We start from the raw sequence: 18,518 nt of genomic DNA on the forward strand, positions 1-18,518 counted from the left end.
AGTGATACCCTGTTATGTCAGATTTTGCTAGTGCCACTTATCGTCCCATAAATAGCGACGCTGTTGGCTCAGCGTCTTTTAGCACAGGTGAAAGTACTCAGCCTTTGCGCGTGGCTATCAACGGTTTTGGACGTATTGGCCGCAATGTATTACGCGCGCTGCTTGAGCGTTTTGAGGTACTGGGACGCTCAATCCATATCGTGGCTATCAATGATTTAGCGCCAGCTGAGACTTTGCTGCATTTATTGAAGTTTGATAGTACTCATGGGCGTTTGAGCCAGCTTGGGATCAGCGCCGAGATCGTCCAAGACGGTATCACTGACAAGCAACAAAAATCCTCTGCTACGGCAAAAAGTGACATTCAGTTGTGTCTAACCAAAAACAATTTAACCTATTGTATTCGCCTATTATCAAGGGATGATCCCAAAAACTTACCATGGAGCACTCTTGATATTGATGTGGTACTGGAGTGTACGGGACATTTTCGCTCCTACGAGCAGGCAAGTTTGCATATTAAAGCAGGCGCGCAGCAAGTTATCATTGGCGCAGCCCCTTTTGATGATGTTGATGCTTGTATTGTGATGGGCGTGAATTCTGACGATCTGACAAGAGCGCTACCGATCATCTCTGGGGTGTCTTGTACCACGCAGGCATTAGTACCGCTGATTGATACGCTTGATAAAGCCTTTGGGGTTAAGTCAGCGATGATGACTGAGATTCATGCCGTTACAGCGGATCAAACCGTACTCGATCAAGCGCACCGTGATCTGAGACGCGCACGGGCTTCGGGTTATAATATTATCCCAACGACCTCGAGTAGTATTGCTGCAACCGAACGGGTGTTGCCTGCAATGATAGGCAAAATTAACGGCCATTCTATCCGCGTGCCAACTATAGATGTGGCAGCCATTGATGTAACTTTTGTGTTTGACACTGTAAATGTCAGTGTCAGTGCGCTAAGTGAAGTGCTTAAATCCGCTAGTTTAGGCCATCTCGTTGACATCATGGCTTATACTGATGAGCCCTTGGTTTCAAGTGATTTTATTCATCAAACCGAGTCGCTGATTATTGATGGGCAGCAATTAATGCAAGTGGGCAATCAATACAAAGTCTTTGCTTGGTACGATAACGAATGGGGCTATGCCAATCGTTTGCTTGATATGTGCTTACACTTAAGCTCAAAAGAGGCTCAACTTAAGCATCAAGTAAATCCTAGTTTGTTAAGTAAATTGCATTTATAGCAAAATAATTTAATTTTTTTAGTTTAGGCTCTTGCATTCTCATCGCATATCGCTATAATGATGCACCAATGGAGACGTGGCAGAGCGGTTGAATGCACCGGTCTTGAAAACCGGCAAGGGTTCATAGCCCTTCGAGAGTTCGAATCTCTCCGTCTCCGCCAAATATTGTTTTAAAGTTAAATATAATAAAAGAAGCCTCAGTCTATTACGGATTGGGGCTTCTTTTATTGTGTGTTTATAAAATTGTGTGTCTATAAATACTATGAATGTTCTATAGATTCTAATTGCTAAATTCTATTTTTTCACCATCAGCAAGCGTGATGGTGCCCTCACTAACCGTCGTCGTCACATATTGGTTGTTTTTGATGGCACGCATAACATTGATGTCTTCAATATTACTTTCAATGACTATTTTACCGGACTGCTCAGGAACAATAGGCGGGGAGAACTGCGTTAACGGTATCTCAAAACGCTTGCCTTCAGCCAATTTTGCATCTCTCATCGTTAAAGTCCCCTCAAAGCTGTCGATAGGAGTAGTACCGTGATTGGAGAGCATAAACTGCAGTTTAACTTGATTGAGACTATCAACGCTGCTGGTCTTAACAGGCAATAAAGCAATAGGATACGTTATAGTATGAATATCTCCAGTCGGTTTGCCAGCAACGATAGGGCTGCTCTCACCTGTAGGATTATCAGGATGCAAACGCTCATATTGGCGCTGCTGAGCTAATGCTTGACCAATTGTCGTACGCGTCATGGCTCCTGACTCATAAGCGCCGCTAAGCTTCATACGTAGCATATAGCGGCTAAGCAGCTGTCTATCAGCTGCAGGCAGCTGCTCAAAAGTATCGCCAAGCTTTTTTTGCCACTGATCTGAGTCCGTAGGGATAGTCTGTTTATGAGGATCGTTTTGCGGCATGCTACAGCTGCTAATAACAGGCGCTATCCCTAAAGAGACTATAACCAGTAAAGTTGTACCCAAACGCTGAGTTGAACCTATCATCTGCCACCTCCTTGGAAACTCGTATTACCAGCCACTCTAATCATGACCTCATACTTTAATATACCGCGTTTGATGGACTTATGTGTTTAATACTCATTAAATATTATGATAAATTTTATAAAATAAGCATATCTTTGGGTATTTTTTAGTAGAAATAATACAGAAACGAGGGGAGAAAAACAGTAAAGGCTAAGCGCGGTATAGCACGCTTAGCCTTTATAGATGACTACTTTGTGAACCACGATGTTATAAATAACTATAACGGGCTAAAAGTATGGATAAGTAGCAAAAGAGATAAAATCTAATCTTCGTTTTGTAACTCATTTAATGGATGGGTAATACTGTTATTGTGAGTCTCTACGATAGCTTTATCGATAATATGTTGGCTAACACCGCTTTTGCGCAGAGTCTCAATGAACAACTCATCGTGAGCTAAGGTATAGTCTTGGTGATCACGATCAAGACCTTGGCGGATATACAGACGAATCAGCCCCTGAATACGCTTAAACCCAAGCTCAGTTGAGGTCGCTTGTAGTAGACTGATCATCTCCTCAGAAAGACGAATGCTGACCGGACGCGTGATTTTTTGCGGATGATCAGAGAATCTATTTTTAATATGTACAGGTATCATAATAAACCATTACTTTTAGTGAGTAGAGATAAGCTTGTGAAAATGATGTTTGATTTTTGAACCGTATGCTACTTAAAAGGTATATGGTTCTGATAAGGTATATATTACCATACAATGGCACTGCTTAAAAAAATACTGTAGGTACTAAGAACACTACAATCAAAAACCGAAATAACAGAAAAAAGCCTTCACCGCTAATGGTGAAGGCTTCTTAGTATATGGCTCCTCAACCTGGGCTCGAACCAGGGACACACGGATTAACAGTCCGACGCTCTACCAACTGAGCTATTGAGGAATAAGCTGTGATAACAGCAAACTCATTTATAAATAGTATTGTAGTAAATAATACTTAATGACAGTGTTCGCGTTATGTGGGGCACATTTTAGCCAACTCACGATTGTCTGTCAACCTTACAAGGACAATAATTGTAAAAATTTATCTATCAAAAAGCATCAAATAAAAGCACGAATTTATAAGATGAAAAGTACAGTGAATCCTAAATAAAAGGAGGATCACTATAATCATAAAAAAACCCTCATCAACATGACAAGGGTTTTGGCAAATGCCAAATTGAATTAAATAGTAATTCAATGTATCAATTAACTAGCTACTAAAATATGGCTCCCCAACCTGGGCTCGAACCAGGGACACACGGATTAACAGTCCGACGCTCTACCAACTGAGCTATTGGGGAATAGGCGGTGAGTAATAATGCTTTCTCACACTAGACTTAGCGAATACTTTTACAAGTTGCTGCTAAGTGGAGCGTATTCTAGCAAAGATAAAAAATAGGTCAAGCTTTTTTTATGCGTTTGATGAAGATTATGAGTCAAGTGGTCTGCTAAAACTAAAAAGACGTCCTATGCTGGACGTCTTTTTTAATCTGAAAAGCTATTACTTATTCAACAGCTACTTACTCAGCAACGTCTAAATCAGCGACTGCCTTTTCGATACGTGATAATGCGTCTTTAAGGGTGGCTTCGTCAGTAGCATAAGAGATACGCATAAAGCCGCCAAGGCCAAACGCATCGCCTGGCACGACAGCGACGCCTACTTTTTCAAGCAGCCATTCTGAGAATTCGGTACAAGAGGACAGGCCAGCCGCTTTAATTAAGGGTTTTATCTCTGGATAGACATAAAAAGCACCATCAGGGCGCAAGCAGGTAATACCTTTAATCGCATTTAAGCCATCAACGACCAAATCACAGCGCTTCTCAAATGCTTCGACCATAGGCGCAAGGACGCTTTGATCGCCACTGATAGCAGCCTCAGCAGCGACTTGGCTAATTGAAGTTGGGCATGAGGTTGACTGTGACTGTACTTTTTTCATCGCGCCAATAAGCTTGGCAGGACCACCGGCATAACCGATACGCCAGCCAGTCATGGCATAAGCTTTGGAGACGCCGTTTAAGATAATTGCACGCTCTTTGAGTTCAGGAGCGGCATTCAAGATATTATAGAATTTATCACCCGTCCAGCGAATATGCTCATACATATCATCAGAGGCCACATAAACATGTGGATGCTTTTTGAGCACTTCTGCAAGCGCCTTTAGCTCGTCTAAAGTATAGATCATACCTGTTGGGTTAGAAGGACTGTTCAGTACCAGCATTTTGGTCTTGTCAGTGATAGCATCTTCTAATTGTTGCGCGGTAATCTTAAAGTCCTGCTCAGCTGGACATTCAACGATGACGGGCTTACCTTCAGCAATAATCACCATATCCGGATAGCTGACCCAGTAAGGTGCTGGAATAATGACTTCATCACCTTTATTGATGAAAGCTTGCGCAAGGTTAAAGAACGACTGTTTACCGCCTACTGATACCAAGATCTCGTTTGGCTCATAACTGATGTCATTATCGCGTTTGAACTTCTCAATGATGGCTTTTTTTAGCTCTGGGGTACCATCAACCGCTGTATATTTGGTAAAGCCATCATTAATCGCCTCAATAGCGGCTTTTTTGACATGTTCTGGGGTGTCAAAGTCAGGCTCGCCTGCGCCCAAGCCAATAATGTCTTTACCAGCCGTTTTGAGCTCTTTGGCTTTGTTAGTGATGGCAAGGGTAGGCGAGGGCTTGATGCTATTAACTCGATCAGATAACTGTAATTCGCTCATGAAAAATCCTTCATATAATCCAGTAAGGGTTAAGATGCGCCTTGATAAAGTGCGCTACAAAAATGCAATGTCCTAAAAAGTGATTTAGGTATTCTAAAACTCATTTTTTACATGCTTCAAAAGCAGTTACTTCAAAGAGTGTTTAGTTACAAATCATCGCATTGTAGCATGCCCCTATCACACTGTCTTAAGCGGTAGCCTATAGAAAATATATCGTTACATTTTGTCCTCAAGCTCATAACTGTGCCTACAGATGCCCCTTAAAAAGACTAATTGCTAACTGGTTTGCAAAGTTATAATGGTGGCTTATGCAGCTTATACTATGATGTTTTACATAAGTTTATTTGGACTTCCACTAAAGTAGGTTACAATCAGTTTAAAACCACCATAAATACTAACGTTCATAAATGCTAACGTCGAAGCCAACTGGTCACTAACTGATAACTGCAAAATTAGGGTTATTCAATCTTGGCTTGCCTCTATTAAAAGCTTGTATGTCTTATAGCTCCACCTCACTAGGTTATACCTCCTACCATAATAAATAAGGATATTTATCATGACAGACTCTCCTAAAAAGCTCCATATTGTGATTACGGGCGCAACCTCGGGTATCGGTAAGCAGTTGGCCAAAGACTATTTAGCAGATGGTCACTACGTTTACGCCGTTGGACGCGACAATAATGCCTTGAGCGAGTTAAAGGATTTAGGTGCAACGCCAATTGATTTAGACCTTATGGATCGTGACAAAGTGGTTGCCGCTTTCACTGATATCAGCCAAATTGATTTAGCTATTTGTGGCGCTGGCATGTGTGAGTATTTAGATATGCCAAATTTTGATAGCGAAACATTTATGAAAGTGATGTCCGTTAATATGGGCACTTTATCGCACGCTATTGAAGGGGTACTACCAAAGCTAATGGCTTCAAAAGGCCGGTTAGTGGGTATTGGTTCGGCGTCCGCTTATGTGCCTTTTGCCCGCGCCGAGGCTTATGGTAGCTCAAAAGCGGCCATTCATTATCTAATGAAAACGCTACAGATCAGCCTTGCGCCGCATGATGTATCGGTAAGTTTGGTCGTGCCCGGGTTTGTCGAGACGCCCATGACCAAACAAAACGATTTTCCGATGCCGTTTTTGCAAACCACCGAGCAGGCCAGCTGCGCTATTCGTAAAGGAATTGCAGATGATCACGATGTGATTGAGTTCCCCAAAAAACTCACCTTAACATTAAAAGCTTTGGGTACCCTGCCAGATTTGGTTTGGCAACAAGTGGGTCAAAAGCTTAATAAAAAATAACTCACCCTCTTTAAACGATAGGATTTTTTATGCCGCTTTTTCGTCGCCAGTCTGTCTCTAAACGGTCAAAATCAGCCATAGAAAAACAATACAGTACTGATGCTAAAAGTCAGCACAAGCGCCAGACAAAAAAGCGTATTGCGATCATCGGATCAGGGGTATCCGGACTTACTTGCGCCCATTATTTATCTCAGCCGCAATTGGCCAAGCGCTATGAGGTAACGGTATTTGAAGCTGGCGATTATATCGGCGGCCATGTCAATACCATCGATATAGAACTACAAGACGGTAAAAAGGCAAAAACTAAATACTTAGAGAAAAGTGCAATAGATACCGGTTTTATTGTCTTTAACGAGCGCACTTATCCTAATTTTTTTCGTCTACTGCATGATCTGCAGGTGCCTTTTCAAGCCACCGACATGAGCTTTTCGGTTAAGAATACCGCGCGCAACTTTGAATATAACGGTCATACGCTAAACACTCTATTGTCACAGCGTAGAAACGCGTTAAACCCCAAGTTTTGGCAATTTATTAAAGATATCTTGCGATTTAATAAGCATATCAAACAGCTGCGTCAAGACTTTGAGCAAGCACGCGCTAGCGGTAAAGACACCAGTGTCTTCACTGAGCAAACTCTAGGTAGCTATTTGATAAGCCAAAACTACCATCCGCTGTTTACTGACAACTATCTATTGCCCATGGTGTCCGCTATTTGGTCAACTGGCCTTGATGACGTGCAAGATTTCCCCTTAGTATTCTTCGCGCAGTTCTTTGACAATCATGGCCTGCTCGATGTGGTTAATCGCCCGCAGTGGTTTACGATTAAAGGCGGTTCAAAGCAATACGTCAATAAGCTGATGACGCGCTTTGTCAAAGCTGGCGGGACAGTACAAGTAAGCCGTCCAGTGCAGTCGGTTGTCCGAGAAGACAATCAGGTAACCCTGATCGTTGCTAATAAAACCAATGATAATTTGCAAGAGCTAATCTTTGACGAAGTTATTTTTGCTTGTCACGCTGATACGGCGCTCTCCTTATTACAAGACGCTAGTAGTGATGAGACTCAGGTATTAAGCCATTTTCAATTCACCAAAAATACAGCGATATTGCATACTGATACTAGCGTCCTACCCAAGAAACCATTGGCATGGGCCAGCTGGAACTATCTCATTAATGATAAATTAGATAAAAAGTTAGCTCAAAAAAATGGACAGACAGAGTCTAAACACTCTTATCAAACCGCAAAACCCGTCCTTACCTATCATATGAATATTCTGCAGCGTTTAACCAAGGCGCATAACTATCTGGTTACGCTTAATCCAGCTACTTTGAACACAGCTACGCCAAACAACAGTATCGACGACGCTCAAATTATCAAAAGTATTGATTACAGTCATCCCATCTTCGATAAACAGATAGTTGCGGCACAACACGACTGGGCAAAAATCTCCGGCACTGGACTGCACACTCATTTTTGCGGTGCCTATTGGTTTAATGGCTTTCACGAAGATGGCGTGCGTAGTGGCTTGCGGGTTTGTCAGGCGCTCGGTAGCACTATTGATATCAAAGATGACGTTGACTCTAGCCATCTGCCCGATACTAGTAGCGCCCATACGCCTTTTCGCCATAAAGACTTGCCTATCAAAGCTGATAAAAACTTGCGCAAGCTCAATAAACGTCAAATAGTCACAGCGACTACCAATCAAGAGCTGGTAGATTATATCGCTACTTTGCAAGCAAGCATTCCATCGGTTAAGAAGAAAGGCGGCTGGTTCGGACACCGTAAAGTGAAGAGTTAATGAGGTTAAATTGTTGGGTGTGGAGGGACAAGACCCAACAGGTTATTTAAATAAGAGAGCGTTATGTCCGACAAAGAGCAATCGTCTAACGATCCAGAAGCTAAAACAGCTGCCATGATATCGCATCAAGTGTTTCATGGGACGACTTGGCATAGCCGTTTACTGCCAAGTGTACATAAATTTGCTTATCTATATCGCTATTGGGGCGTCAACATCAGTGCTTTAGCTGCTGGGCATAAGCTGCCAGAAGTCAATGCTGGTATCAATAGTAAATTACTAAAAAAGTTACCTTTTAATCAGAGATTAGCAAAAGCTTTGCCGTTATTTTCTGCCAAGCACAAAGCTTTGCAGCAGTTTTATGCTAATGATTATTTGCAAGAGAATAGGGAAGCTCATACAAATCCTGTTAACAAGTCTGCTAATACCAACCCTATCGATGACGCTCAAGCTCTTAAGCAGCGTCTAACCCAAGCCTTTATCAACCATACCGGTAGCGCGCCTACAGGCGACGTGATTGGTATGCTGGTCTGCCGCAATATGGGTATTTATTTTAGCCCGGTAAATTTCTATTTAGGTTTTGATGAGGCGCAAACTCCAACTCATCTATTAGCTGAGGTCTCTAATACCCCGTGGAATAAGCGTCATTATTATGGATTTTTATTAAATGGTGCGGAGACCGAATTTTGTCACGATAAAGACTTTCATGTCTCGCCCTTTAATCCTATTGATCAGCGCTATCGTTGGCAGGTTTCAGTAAAACAAGAAGCAACAAACAGTGCAGAAGCAAAGCATGAAGACGAAAATCAGTCAAATAACGCTTTGCAAGTTCGCATCGCCATCGATATTAGCGACGAGCGCGGTGAAGTGTTAAAGACGGGCGTCAAAATGTCGGGCACTCCTATGACTGCAGGATCCATAAAGAACAGCCTACAGAAAAACCCAATGATGAATATCACTTCACTAAGTCGTATTTATTGGCACGCGTTTAAGCTGTATGTCATCAAAAAAGTACCTTATATTAACTATGATGAAAAGTTAGCAGATAGTCAGCAGCAAGAAGAATAAAAGGCGTTCAAAAAGTTATGCTGTTCCAAAAAGTAGTTATATTTATTATAGTTGAGATAACTATTAGTTATATTACTATAAATAAACCTATCTATAAAAACTAGTCATCGTACAATGAAGTTACCCCTACAAATCTTGAGAGCTTAAGAATAACCAATCTTAGAAGTATGCCAATTCAATGTGTAATTATGTAGATTCCTCCCAGAAACTGGGCAACAAGTTTCTTTAGAGCTATCACGAAAGGATACCAGCAGCATGGCCACCCGCCCAACCGACCGCAAGCCCACCTCAAGATTAGCAAAACTCAATGCTCAAATGAATAAAACCGTCAGTAGTAGCGCGGTCCTCAAACCGGTCAACCGTAGTATCAATTACTTAGCAAGAAAGGCAGTATTTCGTGCACTTGGCTATCTAAAGTTTGGCAGCATGACTCTAGTTGAAGACTTTGGTAAGCAATCTTCCAAAACATATCACTTTGGCAATGCGTCTAATAGCTCGCTTAGCAGCTCAGCAGTTGGTCGACATACATTGCATATAACGGTGACGATTTATGATAGAGCGGTTTATCGCCGGCTTTTATTTGGCGGTTCAATTGCGTTGGCAGACAGCTATATTGAAGGCGAGTGGGACTGCAATGACCTCACAGGGCTAATTCGTTTGGCGGCTCGTAATTTGGCGGTGCTCAACAAACTTGAGAACCGATTTGCAGGGATCAGTAAAGCGTTTGAAAAAACCAATCATCGCTTGCGTAGTAATGATGCTGCAGGCTCTAAGTCCAATATTTTAGCGCATTACGATTTAGGTAATGCTATGTATCAGCTTTTTTTAGACGACACTATGATGTACTCCTCAGCCGTATATTTGACGCCTGATACCTCGCTTACGCAGGCGCAGCAGCACAAGCTTGAGCTTATTTGTCAGCGTTTGCAATTAAGCTCAGACGACCATGTGATTGAGATTGGCACCGGCTGGGGCGGCTTTGCTATTTATGCCGCCACTCATTATGGTTGTCATGTGACTACCACTACCATCTCTGATGCCCAGTATCAAGAGGCCGAGCGCCGCGTCAAAGCAGCAGGGTTGTCTGACAAAATTACGCTATTAAAACAAGACTACCGCGAGCTGACGGGACAATACGACAAGCTGGTCAGTATTGAGATGATCGAAGCGGTAGGACATGAGTATCTGCCGACCTTTTTTGCTAAATGTAATAACCTACTTAAGCCAACGGGGCTTATGGTCTTGCAAGCCATTACCTTTAATGACCAAAACTACGAGGATTATCTACAGTCCGTTGATTTTATTCAGACCCATATCTTTCCTGGCGGCTGTCTACTCTCCAATCAAGAGCTTAACACCCAGTTCACCCAGCAGACTGATATGGTGGTCAAGCAATTACACGATTATGGCTTTGATTATGCTTATACCTTACGGGATTGGCGCCAAGCTTTTCTGAGAAGGCGCGAAGACATTAAAGCGCTCGGCTACGATGAAGCCTTTATTCGCTTGTGGGAGTTTTATTTTTGTTACTGTGAAGGCGGGTTTTTGGAGCGTACCATTGGGGTCGTGCAAGTCACTGCTGTAAAACCTGATAATATTGACACGCTGCATTTCTCCGATTTGCCTGTAGCTAATGCGACAAGTAAGTCCACTAATAATGTTATTAACAAGCGTAGTACGCCTAGCCGAGCCGTAGCATTTGGCTAGAGATGACATGCCGAACGTTAAAACGTTCATAAAAGCTTTACAATTTAATCACCTAAAGTTATAACGATTACTAAGCCTAAATACGTCATATTGAAGTACTGTTGAAACAGGTTAGTAAATATAGCGATCGTTGTAGTTTTTCTAAATATTTTTACCATAAGTGGTGTTAGATCATAGGTGCTACTGAAAGACTATGCAAATAAAACATACTAGGCACAAAGGTGGTTGGAATCCGTGTTTAGTTATTATAAAAGGATATTATTATGGGCTATACATTCGTTTATCTTGTTGCCGTTGCTATGTTTTTAGGTGTTGACTTCGTTTGGCTGTCAACGATGAAAGGGTTATTTTATGAAGAGCGTATAGGTCATCTTTTAGCGGATGAACCTAATATGATGGCGGCTGCTGTGTTTTATATGTTCTATATTTTAGCGCTTTGTATCATTGTTTTATATCCGCAAATAAAAGCAGAGGCATCTATTGGTCATATTTTTCTATTGGGCGCTTTATTAGGCTTAATGGCCTATGGTACTTATGATTTTACCAATCTAGCGTTATTTAAAGGTTATACGCTTGACACTGCCTTGGTAGACTTTACTTGGGGCGGCTTCTTAACCGGTTCAGTTAGTGCAGGCATGGCTTGGTTAGCATATCGCTTTGGCTGGTTGAATAAAGCTAACTCAGCTTAAATGTTTGAGCTATAGTAGATAGAAGCGGTTTAACTCAGTTTAAATCGCTTTTTTTATGGCAGTTTTGTTTGTGCAAACCGATACCTTGCTGTATAAATAAGACCTGAAATACATAAATAGTAAGGAATCCTATGCCGCAATACAATACGACTTCGACTGCTAAAAAAGCGCCTTTAAATCATGAGTTGTACATGTCAATACTCATGACGCCTGATATGGCAAACTTCATTGGCAACGTGCATGGTGGTGATTTGTTAAAAATGCTCGATCAAGTCGCTTACGCTTGTGCCAGTCGTTATAGCGGCAGCTACGTCGTAACCCTCTCCGTTGATCAAGTAATGTTCCGCGAGCCTATTTATGTCGGCGAGCTGGTCACTTTCGCTGCTAGCGTCAATTATGTCGGCAAAACATCAATGGAGGTGGGCATTCGGGTAGAAGCCGAAGACGTACGCGCACGTACTATTCGCCACACTAATAGCTGCTACTTTACGATGGTAGCTATTGACGACAATGGTAAACCTACACCTATCCCGCCACTTAATATTAAGAACGAGAGTCAACAGTGCCGTTTCGATGCTGCCTTGGCTCGTAAAAACTTACGTATGGACAGCTCGCAGCGACCTAGTTGTGATTTAAACGAAATGATAGGTGATACTGTTAAAAACGCTGAGAATACTCTTAATTCTCAATAAGAGACCAAAAAGACTAACTGTCAATAGCTTCGTAGCTGATTGGCAAAATCAAATATATCAACAATGACTCACTAAAAAGTTACTGATAGGGTAGCGCGTTTATTTTAGGCTAGGTTTTTTAGATTAATGAATTATCCATTAATCTAAACGCGCCGTAAACAAAGCTACCCATTTTGTCGAGTACAGTATGAGTCTAAAGCCTTCTATTGCCAATCCGCAACTACATCTTAGCGATGTGCCAAAAACCCCAAGCTCTCGAACTCGCGGAGCAAAAAATTCTAATAATAACTCTGCGCCTGATGAAGACAAAAAGTCCAGCTCAGTGATTACTGTCTTGATTGCTATTGGGGCAAATTTTCTTATTGCTATTGCAAAGTCTGTTGCCGCTTTTATTACTGGTTCAGCCTCTATGATAGCGGAAGCTGCGCACTCTTGGGCGGATACAGGCAATGGTATATTTTTATTAGTTGCTGAAAAAAAGGCAGTTAAACCTGCAGACAGAAGCCATCCTTTAGGCTACGGCAAAGAGTCTTATGTGTGGTCGATGATTGCCGCCTTTGGTGTGTTTATGGCAGGCTCTATCGTCTCTATTTATACGGGTATCACGGAGTGGAATGCGGCTGAGACCCAAACTAATTATACGATTGGTTTCATCATTTTGGCAGTGGCGTTTGTCTTAGAGGGTTTTTCATTAGTGCAAGCTTATCTGCAAAGCAAAAAGCATGGCGAGGCGCTGAACGTTAGTGCGATTGGTTATGTTGTCGACACCTCTAATCCGACGCTGCGTGGGGTGTTTTTTGAAGATTTGGCCGCTGTTATTGGCCTAGTCATTGCCGCTGCAGCTATGGGAATGCATGCTTATACTGGAGAGCCTTTTTGGGACGCGCTGGGTTCTATCATTGTCGGTCTATTATTGGGCGCTGTGGCGATATTTTTGATCAGCCGTAACCGTGATTTTTTGGTCGGGCATAAAGTATCTGATAGCATGCACCGTTACGTGCTAGGCGAGCTACTTGATCATCCTGATATCGATAGCGTCTCGTATCTGCATTTGGAGTGGGTAGGCCCTAAGAAGATATTTATGGTGGCAGCGGTGGACATTGTAGGTAATCCTCGTGAACAAGATATCGCGCATAAGTTTGAAGCTATCGAAAATCAGTTTCGCGACAACCCCCTATTTCAAGAGGCTATTTTGACTTTATCAGTGCCTAATGCTGAGCTTTTAAGCTTAGAAAGTGAGCAAGCTGTTTAGAATTAAGGGCAATTATTGGATTATCAGTAGTTACCAAACTGCTATTACATCAGCGCATAAAAACATCCTTACATACAAAGAGCCGTCTCAAATTTTATATTATTTGAGGCGGCTCTTTTTCAACCTGTCTTTTTGAATGATGACTGGCTTTACGATAAGCGCGCACGGTTGTGCGGTTCATGAAAATCAATATCCGGTCCAACAGGTACAATCTCTGTAGGGTTAATATTATCGTGGCTAGCGTAGTAGTGAGTCTTAATATGATCCATATTGACCGTCTCTTCAATCCCTGGCACTTGATATAGATCGCGCAGATAGCCCCAAAGGTTAGGGTAGTCAACAATACGGCGGATGTTGCATTTAAAATGACCAACATAGACCGGATCAAAACGTACTAGCGTCGTAAACAGACGCCAATCGGCCTCGGTTATAGTATCGCCGGTAAGATAGCGTTTATCGGCCAAACGCTCTTCTAAAATATCTAGTCCATCAAACAGCTCGGTTACCGCTTCTTCATAAGCTTCTTGAGTAGTTGCAAAGCCTGAGCGATAAACGCCATTGTTCACTTTAGGATAAATAAAGGCATTTAGCTCATCAATCTCATCTAATCGATCTGAGGGTAAAAAGTCGACTGGTAGAGCGCCAACGTCATCAAAGGCAGAATTAAACATACGAATGATTTCAGAGGACTCGTTACTGACGATGGTATTGGTTTTTTTATCCCATAGCACTGGTACAGTCACGCGTCCGGTATAATCAGCTCTGGCCGCCGTATAGATCTCATGCATGTAATCAGCATTAAAGATAGGGTCGGGAATCACGCCTGCACCCTTTGCAAACGTCCAACCATGCTCACGCATAAAGGGATGAACGGCAGATAGGGATATCATATCTTCAAGCCCTTTTAATTTACGATAAATCATGGTGCGATGCGCCCAAGGACAAGCCAACGACACATATAAATGGTAACGATTAGGCTCAGCTTTAAAGCCGCCAGTACCTGTAGGACCAGCGCTACCATCTTTGGTTACCCAGTTTCTAAAGCCCGACTCTTCACGCTGGAAACGTCCACCGCTTGCGTCGGTATCGTACCATTGATCTTGCCATTTGCCATCAACGAGTAAGCCCATGTTATTCTCCCTATTTGTTAGTGTATTTAAATAGAATCATATTAGTTTTTCTAACATAGATATAACTATTATAATATCATAACTTAACAATTGATGCTTTATTAAATCCATTTTTATAAAGTGGGTATAACTAACTATCAATGACTCAATACAAAAAGGGCCACCAGTATGGCAGCCCTTTAATAATTTATAATTTTTACCTATTTGTTTAAACAACATAGATGTACTGTCATACACCTGTTATTTTTTAGGAGCATTAGCACCGATAAACCAAGCGTCTTTATCGATAGTACGGCTAACTTCTGTCAATAGATCAGCAGTATCTTCATCCCCGGCATCACCAGCTGTATCAATCGCTTCACGCAACGATGCTGCAATTGTTTTATAGCGATTAGTCAATTCACGAACATGCTGCTCAACTTCAGTGATATCTGTTGGATAAGTCTCTAATATAGAGTCCTCAACCACACGTTTAGAGATACCATTTGCTTTGCCGCCTAAAATAACAATACGTTCAGCAACGGTATCAAAAGATTCAGTTAAACGCTCATAAGTCTCATCAAGTAATTGATGCACACCGATAAACCCAGAACCTTGCAGATTCCAGTGGCACTGTTTGCTATCCATACTCAAATCAATAAGGTTGGCTAAGTTAGAATTTAATAGATCAATCATTTTCTTAGCAGTGTCGTCATTTATACCACTTGCGTAACGTTCTCTCATAAATTACTCCATTATTTTAAGTTATTTTATTATGGCTTGAAATCTAGACAAATTAAAAGCAGCTAATGCTATTAACTTGTCAACTAATTCAGTATCGATAATAACAGGTTGCATCAAAATATAAAGCCTTAAGCTTTAGGTTTTATTGAGCGGTCATGTAATGACTTTGTTAAACATGAAAATCTTTGTAAATTTTGCAACTAATTAAGACCACTCTGTTAACTTATCATTACTCTATCAGCAATCTAATGATCATCAACTTTTAAGGGTTCATACCTTTTTTTGCAAACTTATCAAATAATTGCTGTTCGGTCAGTTCTACAGTTACATTGGCAAACTCGTAATAATCAGGTTTTTTATCAATAAATATCTGACTAGTAAAATCAAAATTATTAATATCTTGAAACAAGCCTACAGACAACACGTATTCGTCAGAACCCAGCTGGTGATAATAAAGATTAGTCCCGCATTTATGACAAAAGGCACGTTCTGCCCAATCTGAGGATGAATAAACTGTTATAGAATTTTGACCTTTGATATCGGGTTTTGCTTTGCTATGAACGGCCATCAACGGACCGCTTCCCCAGCGTCTACACATACTGCAGTGACAAGCCTCAACTGTATCAATATCTTCTACTTCAATAGCGACGTTACCGCATAAACAGTGACCTTTCATCTCTCGTTCCTTGATTGATTGTATCGAATACTTCATAGGTATAGACAATGACTATACCTGAATATCTCAAACATTTACTGTATATTTTCATCACTTTTTTAATACGAGTAGTGATATCTCAAGAACAAAAATCACCTTTAAAAACAGTCATAAAGCCCCCACATTGTTATAAACCTTACCTCGTTATAAAAATTAGGAAGAAAACCAATATGCGAATGCCCGAACCGCGCTCGTCGCGTCAGTTAAATCAATTAGCCACTCAGCTACAAGGCGAAGCTGAGATCGTTGGCGTCAATGCGTCTGGGACGCAAATATCAAGTCGCGCCTTTGAGATGGTCACTGACTTTGAACCAGCAGGCGATCAGCCGCAAGCGATTGAAAAGCTCGTTAAGGGGATTGATGCTGGCATGGATGAGCAGTTATTACTTGGTGTGACCGGTTCTGGTAAAACTTATACCATGGCCAAGGTGATATCCGAGTGCCAACGCCCAACCATTATCATGGCGCATAATAAGACCCTTGCCGCGCAGTTATATGGTGAGTTTAAGGCATTTTTTCCTAATAACGCGGTAGAGTATTTTGTCAGCTATTATGACTACTATCAGCCTGAGGCTTATGTTGCTGCCAGTGACACCTTTATCGAAAAAGACAGTGCTATTAATGATCATATTGATCAGATGCGCTTATCCGCGACGCGGGCATTACTTGAGCGCCGAGATGCGATTATCGTTGCATCAGTTTCTTGTATCTACGGTTTGGGCGACCCTGAGAGTTATCTAAAAATGCTCTTGCACATTGTAGTCGGTGACAAGATCGATCGTACCGCAACCATCAAGCGTTTGGTTGAGATGCAGTATACGCGTAATGAGCTGGACTTTGGTCGTGGTACCTATCGCTTGCGCGGGGAGTTACTCGATATTTATCCTGCTGAATCTGAACAATTAGCGATACGCGTGCATCTGTTCGATGATGAAGTTGAGAAGATCACTTGGTTCGATCCTTTAACCGGTAAAACGGTGCGCAGCGTGCCACGGATTACTATTTACCCTAAGTCGCATTATGTGACGCCGCGTAACCGTTTGGAGGCTGCTAGTCATACCATTCGCGAGGAGCTTGAGCCGCGCCTTGAGTATTTTCGTGATAATAATAAACTGATTGAAGCGCAGCGACTCAAAGAGCGTACGCAGTATGATTTGGAAATGATCCAGCAGCTTGGCTACTGTAATGGTATCGAGAACTACTCGCAGCATCTATCTGGTCGTCCATGGGGTGAGGCGCCGCCAACATTGTTTGACTATATTCCCGAAGATGCGCTATTGTTTATCGATGAGTCGCATGTGACGGTCTCGCAAGTAGGGGCGATGTATAAGGGCGATAGATCGCGCAAAGAGAATCTCGTGAACTATGGCTTTCGTCTACCAAGCGCGATGAATAACCGCCCGATGAAGTTTGAAGAATGGGAGCGCATTAAGCCTAAGACTATTTATGTCAGCGCGACCCCTGCGCAATATGAGCTTGAGCATAGCGAACAAGTGGTAGAGCAAGTCGTGCGTCCGACTGGTTTGATCGACCCTGAGATTGAGATCCGTCCGGTACTCACACAGGTCGATGATGTGCTATCGGAGATCACCAAACGCCGTGAGCTTGATGAGCGTGTGCTGATTACTACTTTGACTAAGCGTATGGCAGAAGATCTGACCAGCTATCTTAAAGAGTATGATATCAAAGTTGCCTATTTGCATTCCGACATCGATACCGTTGAGCGGATGCAAATTATTCACGAGCTGCGTACGGGCGTTCATGATGTGCTTGTCGGTATTAACCTATTGCGTGAAGGTTTGGATATGCCTGAGGTATCACTGGTTGCTATCTTTGATGCTGACAAAGAAGGCTTTTTGCGCTCCGAGCGCTCTTTGATTCAGACGATTGGCCGCGCCGCTCGTCACTTAAATGGTAAGGCGATTCTGTATGCTGATCGCATTACGCCAAGCATGCAAAAGGCGATAGAAGAGACCGATCGTCGCCGCGAGAAGCAAGTGGCCTTTAATCTTGAGCACGGTATTACGCCTAAAGGCGCGCGCCGCAATGTCACGGACAAAATTGATACCGGTGAAGATTTGGATGCCAATGATAATCAAGCGATTCCAGTTAAGAGCAATCTGCCCGATGTCGATATTAGTATATTGCGCAGCCCTGACTTGCTCGCCAAAGAGATCAATCGCCTTGAGAAGCTCATGAAGCAGTTCTCACGCGATCTAAAGTTTGAGGATGCAGCGAAGACCCGTGATAAAGTACTTGAGCTTAAAGCGCATTTGGTGCACTAAAAGACTTTGATAGTAAGTAAAGAGTAGAGCGAGTTAACTGTTGGTTGGCTCGCTTTTTTATAGCACGTTTACTATTCTCCAGTTAGGACGCTTGTAATCCAACCTAACCACACTTAATATGAGATCAGCTACTACATTTAACCTTATAATCCACTGACATTTAGGCGTATCGTCCATC

Annotated in this window: 15 protein-coding genes and 3 tRNA genes; 10 read left to right on the forward strand and 8 right to left on the reverse strand. The window is 42.2% G+C overall.

The features are described 5' to 3' along the window. Nucleotides 1–14 precede the first annotated feature (14 nt). Together ACR63N_RS03910 and ACR63N_RS03915 are read left to right on the forward strand one after the other, a co-directional pair. A complete protein-coding gene (locus ACR63N_RS03910; protein WP_367107143.1) occupies nucleotides 15–1,241 on the forward strand; it encodes a type I glyceraldehyde-3-phosphate dehydrogenase in 1,227 nt (408 codons plus the stop codon). 70 nt (nucleotides 1,242–1,311) lie between these two features. Then, nucleotides 1,312–1,402 (forward strand) — tRNA-Ser (locus tag ACR63N_RS03915). Nucleotides 1,403–1,521: 119 nt separating this feature from the next. Here the strand turns inward: ACR63N_RS03915 and ACR63N_RS03920 are convergent. From ACR63N_RS03920 to ACR63N_RS03940, 5 genes are all read right to left on the reverse strand, one after another. Further along, on the reverse strand, nucleotides 1,522–2,244 hold the full coding sequence (locus tag ACR63N_RS03920; protein ID WP_367107144.1) for a hypothetical protein: 723 nt from the start codon (nucleotides 2,242–2,244) through the stop codon (nucleotides 1,522–1,524). A gap of 301 nt (nucleotides 2,245–2,545) precedes the next feature. Beyond that, nucleotides 2,546–2,875, reverse strand: coding sequence for a CopG family transcriptional regulator (locus ACR63N_RS03925; protein ID WP_367103749.1), 330 nt, complete (start codon nucleotides 2,873–2,875; stop codon nucleotides 2,546–2,548). Between the two features lie 219 nt (nucleotides 2,876–3,094). Beyond that, nucleotides 3,095–3,170, reverse strand: a tRNA-Asn gene (locus ACR63N_RS03930). Between the two features lie 324 nt (nucleotides 3,171–3,494). Further along, nucleotides 3,495–3,570 (reverse strand) — tRNA-Asn (locus ACR63N_RS03935). A gap of 219 nt (nucleotides 3,571–3,789) precedes the next feature. Next, nucleotides 3,790–4,992 carry a pyridoxal phosphate-dependent aminotransferase gene (locus ACR63N_RS03940; protein WP_367109875.1) on the reverse strand — a complete coding sequence of 401 codons (1,203 nt, stop codon included), beginning with the start codon at nucleotides 4,990–4,992 and terminating at the stop codon, nucleotides 3,790–3,792. Between the two features lie 556 nt (nucleotides 4,993–5,548). On the opposite strand from ACR63N_RS03940, the gene ACR63N_RS03945 reads away from it, so the two are divergent. From ACR63N_RS03945 to ACR63N_RS03975, 7 genes are all read left to right on the forward strand, one after another. Beyond that, nucleotides 5,549–6,286, forward strand: coding sequence for an SDR family NAD(P)-dependent oxidoreductase (locus ACR63N_RS03945; protein ID WP_472782494.1), 738 nt, complete (start codon nucleotides 5,549–5,551; stop codon nucleotides 6,284–6,286). Nucleotides 6,287–6,315: 29 nt separating this feature from the next. Next, entirely contained in the window at nucleotides 6,316–8,082 is a 1,767-nt protein-coding gene (locus ACR63N_RS03950) for an NAD(P)/FAD-dependent oxidoreductase (protein ID WP_472782495.1), read from the forward strand. Nucleotides 8,083–8,145: 63 nt separating this feature from the next. Further along, nucleotides 8,146–9,147, forward strand: a complete 1,002-nt coding sequence (locus ACR63N_RS03955) for a DUF1365 domain-containing protein (protein WP_472782496.1) — start codon at nucleotides 8,146–8,148, stop codon at nucleotides 9,145–9,147. 255 nt (nucleotides 9,148–9,402) lie between these two features. Continuing rightward, entirely contained in the window at nucleotides 9,403–10,854 is a 1,452-nt protein-coding gene (locus ACR63N_RS03960) for a class I SAM-dependent methyltransferase (RefSeq protein ID WP_367107148.1), read from the forward strand. A gap of 263 nt (nucleotides 10,855–11,117) precedes the next feature. Continuing rightward, nucleotides 11,118–11,543, forward strand: a complete 426-nt coding sequence (locus ACR63N_RS03965; protein WP_472782497.1) for a DUF2177 family protein — start codon at nucleotides 11,118–11,120, stop codon at nucleotides 11,541–11,543. Between the two features lie 131 nt (nucleotides 11,544–11,674). Continuing rightward, complete coding sequence (locus ACR63N_RS03970) at nucleotides 11,675–12,235, forward strand: acyl-CoA thioesterase (protein WP_367103742.1); 561 nt, start codon at nucleotides 11,675–11,677, stop codon at nucleotides 12,233–12,235. A gap of 187 nt (nucleotides 12,236–12,422) precedes the next feature. Further along, complete coding sequence (locus tag ACR63N_RS03975) at nucleotides 12,423–13,487, forward strand: cation diffusion facilitator family transporter (protein ID WP_367107149.1); 1,065 nt, start codon at nucleotides 12,423–12,425, stop codon at nucleotides 13,485–13,487. A 149-nt stretch (nucleotides 13,488–13,636) separates the two neighbouring features. Here ACR63N_RS03975 and ACR63N_RS03980 read toward each other — a convergent pair whose 3' ends face one another. The 3 genes from ACR63N_RS03980 to ACR63N_RS03990 form a co-directional block, all read right to left on the reverse strand. Next, nucleotides 13,637–14,617, reverse strand: a complete 981-nt coding sequence (locus tag ACR63N_RS03980) for a glutathione S-transferase family protein (RefSeq protein WP_367110983.1) — start codon at nucleotides 14,615–14,617, stop codon at nucleotides 13,637–13,639. Nucleotides 14,618–14,857: 240 nt separating this feature from the next. Next, complete coding sequence (gene dps, locus ACR63N_RS03985) at nucleotides 14,858–15,340, reverse strand: DNA starvation/stationary phase protection protein Dps (RefSeq protein ID WP_367103739.1); 483 nt, start codon at nucleotides 15,338–15,340, stop codon at nucleotides 14,858–14,860. 262 nt (nucleotides 15,341–15,602) lie between these two features. Further along, a complete protein-coding gene (locus ACR63N_RS03990) occupies nucleotides 15,603–16,016 on the reverse strand; it encodes a GFA family protein (protein WP_367107151.1) in 414 nt (137 codons plus the stop codon). A gap of 209 nt (nucleotides 16,017–16,225) precedes the next feature. Between ACR63N_RS03990 and uvrB the strand changes: the two genes are divergently transcribed. Next, a complete protein-coding gene (gene uvrB / locus ACR63N_RS03995; RefSeq protein WP_367107152.1) occupies nucleotides 16,226–18,340 on the forward strand; it encodes an excinuclease ABC subunit UvrB in 2,115 nt (704 codons plus the stop codon). Nucleotides 18,341–18,518 lie beyond the last annotated feature (178 nt).

It is taken from the genome of Psychrobacter sp. M4, from assembly GCF_055699795.1.

Excerpts from the sequence above, each read along its gene's own strand:
- ACR63N_RS03940 (WP_367109875.1), bottom strand. The coding sequence starts at position 4,992 with ATGAGCGAATTACAGTTATCTGATCGAGTTAATAGCATCAAGCCCTCG.
- ACR63N_RS03960 (WP_367107148.1), top strand. The coding sequence starts at position 9,403 with ATGGCCACCCGCCCAACCGACCGCAAGCCCACCTCAAGATTAGCAAAA.
- ACR63N_RS03980 (WP_367110983.1), bottom strand. The coding sequence starts at position 14,617 with ATGGGCTTACTCGTTGATGGCAAATGGCAAGATCAATGGTACGATACC.
- ACR63N_RS03945 (WP_472782494.1), top strand. The coding sequence starts at position 5,549 with ATGACAGACTCTCCTAAAAAGCTCCATATTGTGATTACGGGCGCAACC.
- ACR63N_RS03950 (WP_472782495.1), top strand. The coding sequence starts at position 6,316 with ATGCCGCTTTTTCGTCGCCAGTCTGTCTCTAAACGGTCAAAATCAGCC.
- ACR63N_RS03975 (WP_367107149.1), top strand. The coding sequence starts at position 12,423 with ATGAGTCTAAAGCCTTCTATTGCCAATCCGCAACTACATCTTAGCGAT.
- ACR63N_RS03920 (WP_367107144.1), bottom strand. The coding sequence starts at position 2,244 with ATGATAGGTTCAACTCAGCGTTTGGGTACAACTTTACTGGTTATAGTC.
- ACR63N_RS03910 (WP_367107143.1), top strand. The coding sequence starts at position 15 with ATGTCAGATTTTGCTAGTGCCACTTATCGTCCCATAAATAGCGACGCT.
- uvrB (WP_367107152.1), top strand. The coding sequence starts at position 16,226 with ATGCGAATGCCCGAACCGCGCTCGTCGCGTCAGTTAAATCAATTAGCC.
- ACR63N_RS03925 (WP_367103749.1), bottom strand. The coding sequence starts at position 2,875 with ATGATACCTGTACATATTAAAAATAGATTCTCTGATCATCCGCAAAAA.
- ACR63N_RS03990 (WP_367107151.1), bottom strand. The coding sequence starts at position 16,016 with ATGAAAGGTCACTGTTTATGCGGTAACGTCGCTATTGAAGTAGAAGAT.
- ACR63N_RS03955 (WP_472782496.1), top strand. The coding sequence starts at position 8,146 with ATGTCCGACAAAGAGCAATCGTCTAACGATCCAGAAGCTAAAACAGCT.
- dps (WP_367103739.1), bottom strand. The coding sequence starts at position 15,340 with ATGAGAGAACGTTACGCAAGTGGTATAAATGACGACACTGCTAAGAAA.
- ACR63N_RS03965 (WP_472782497.1), top strand. The coding sequence starts at position 11,118 with ATGGGCTATACATTCGTTTATCTTGTTGCCGTTGCTATGTTTTTAGGT.
- ACR63N_RS03970 (WP_367103742.1), top strand. The coding sequence starts at position 11,675 with ATGCCGCAATACAATACGACTTCGACTGCTAAAAAAGCGCCTTTAAAT.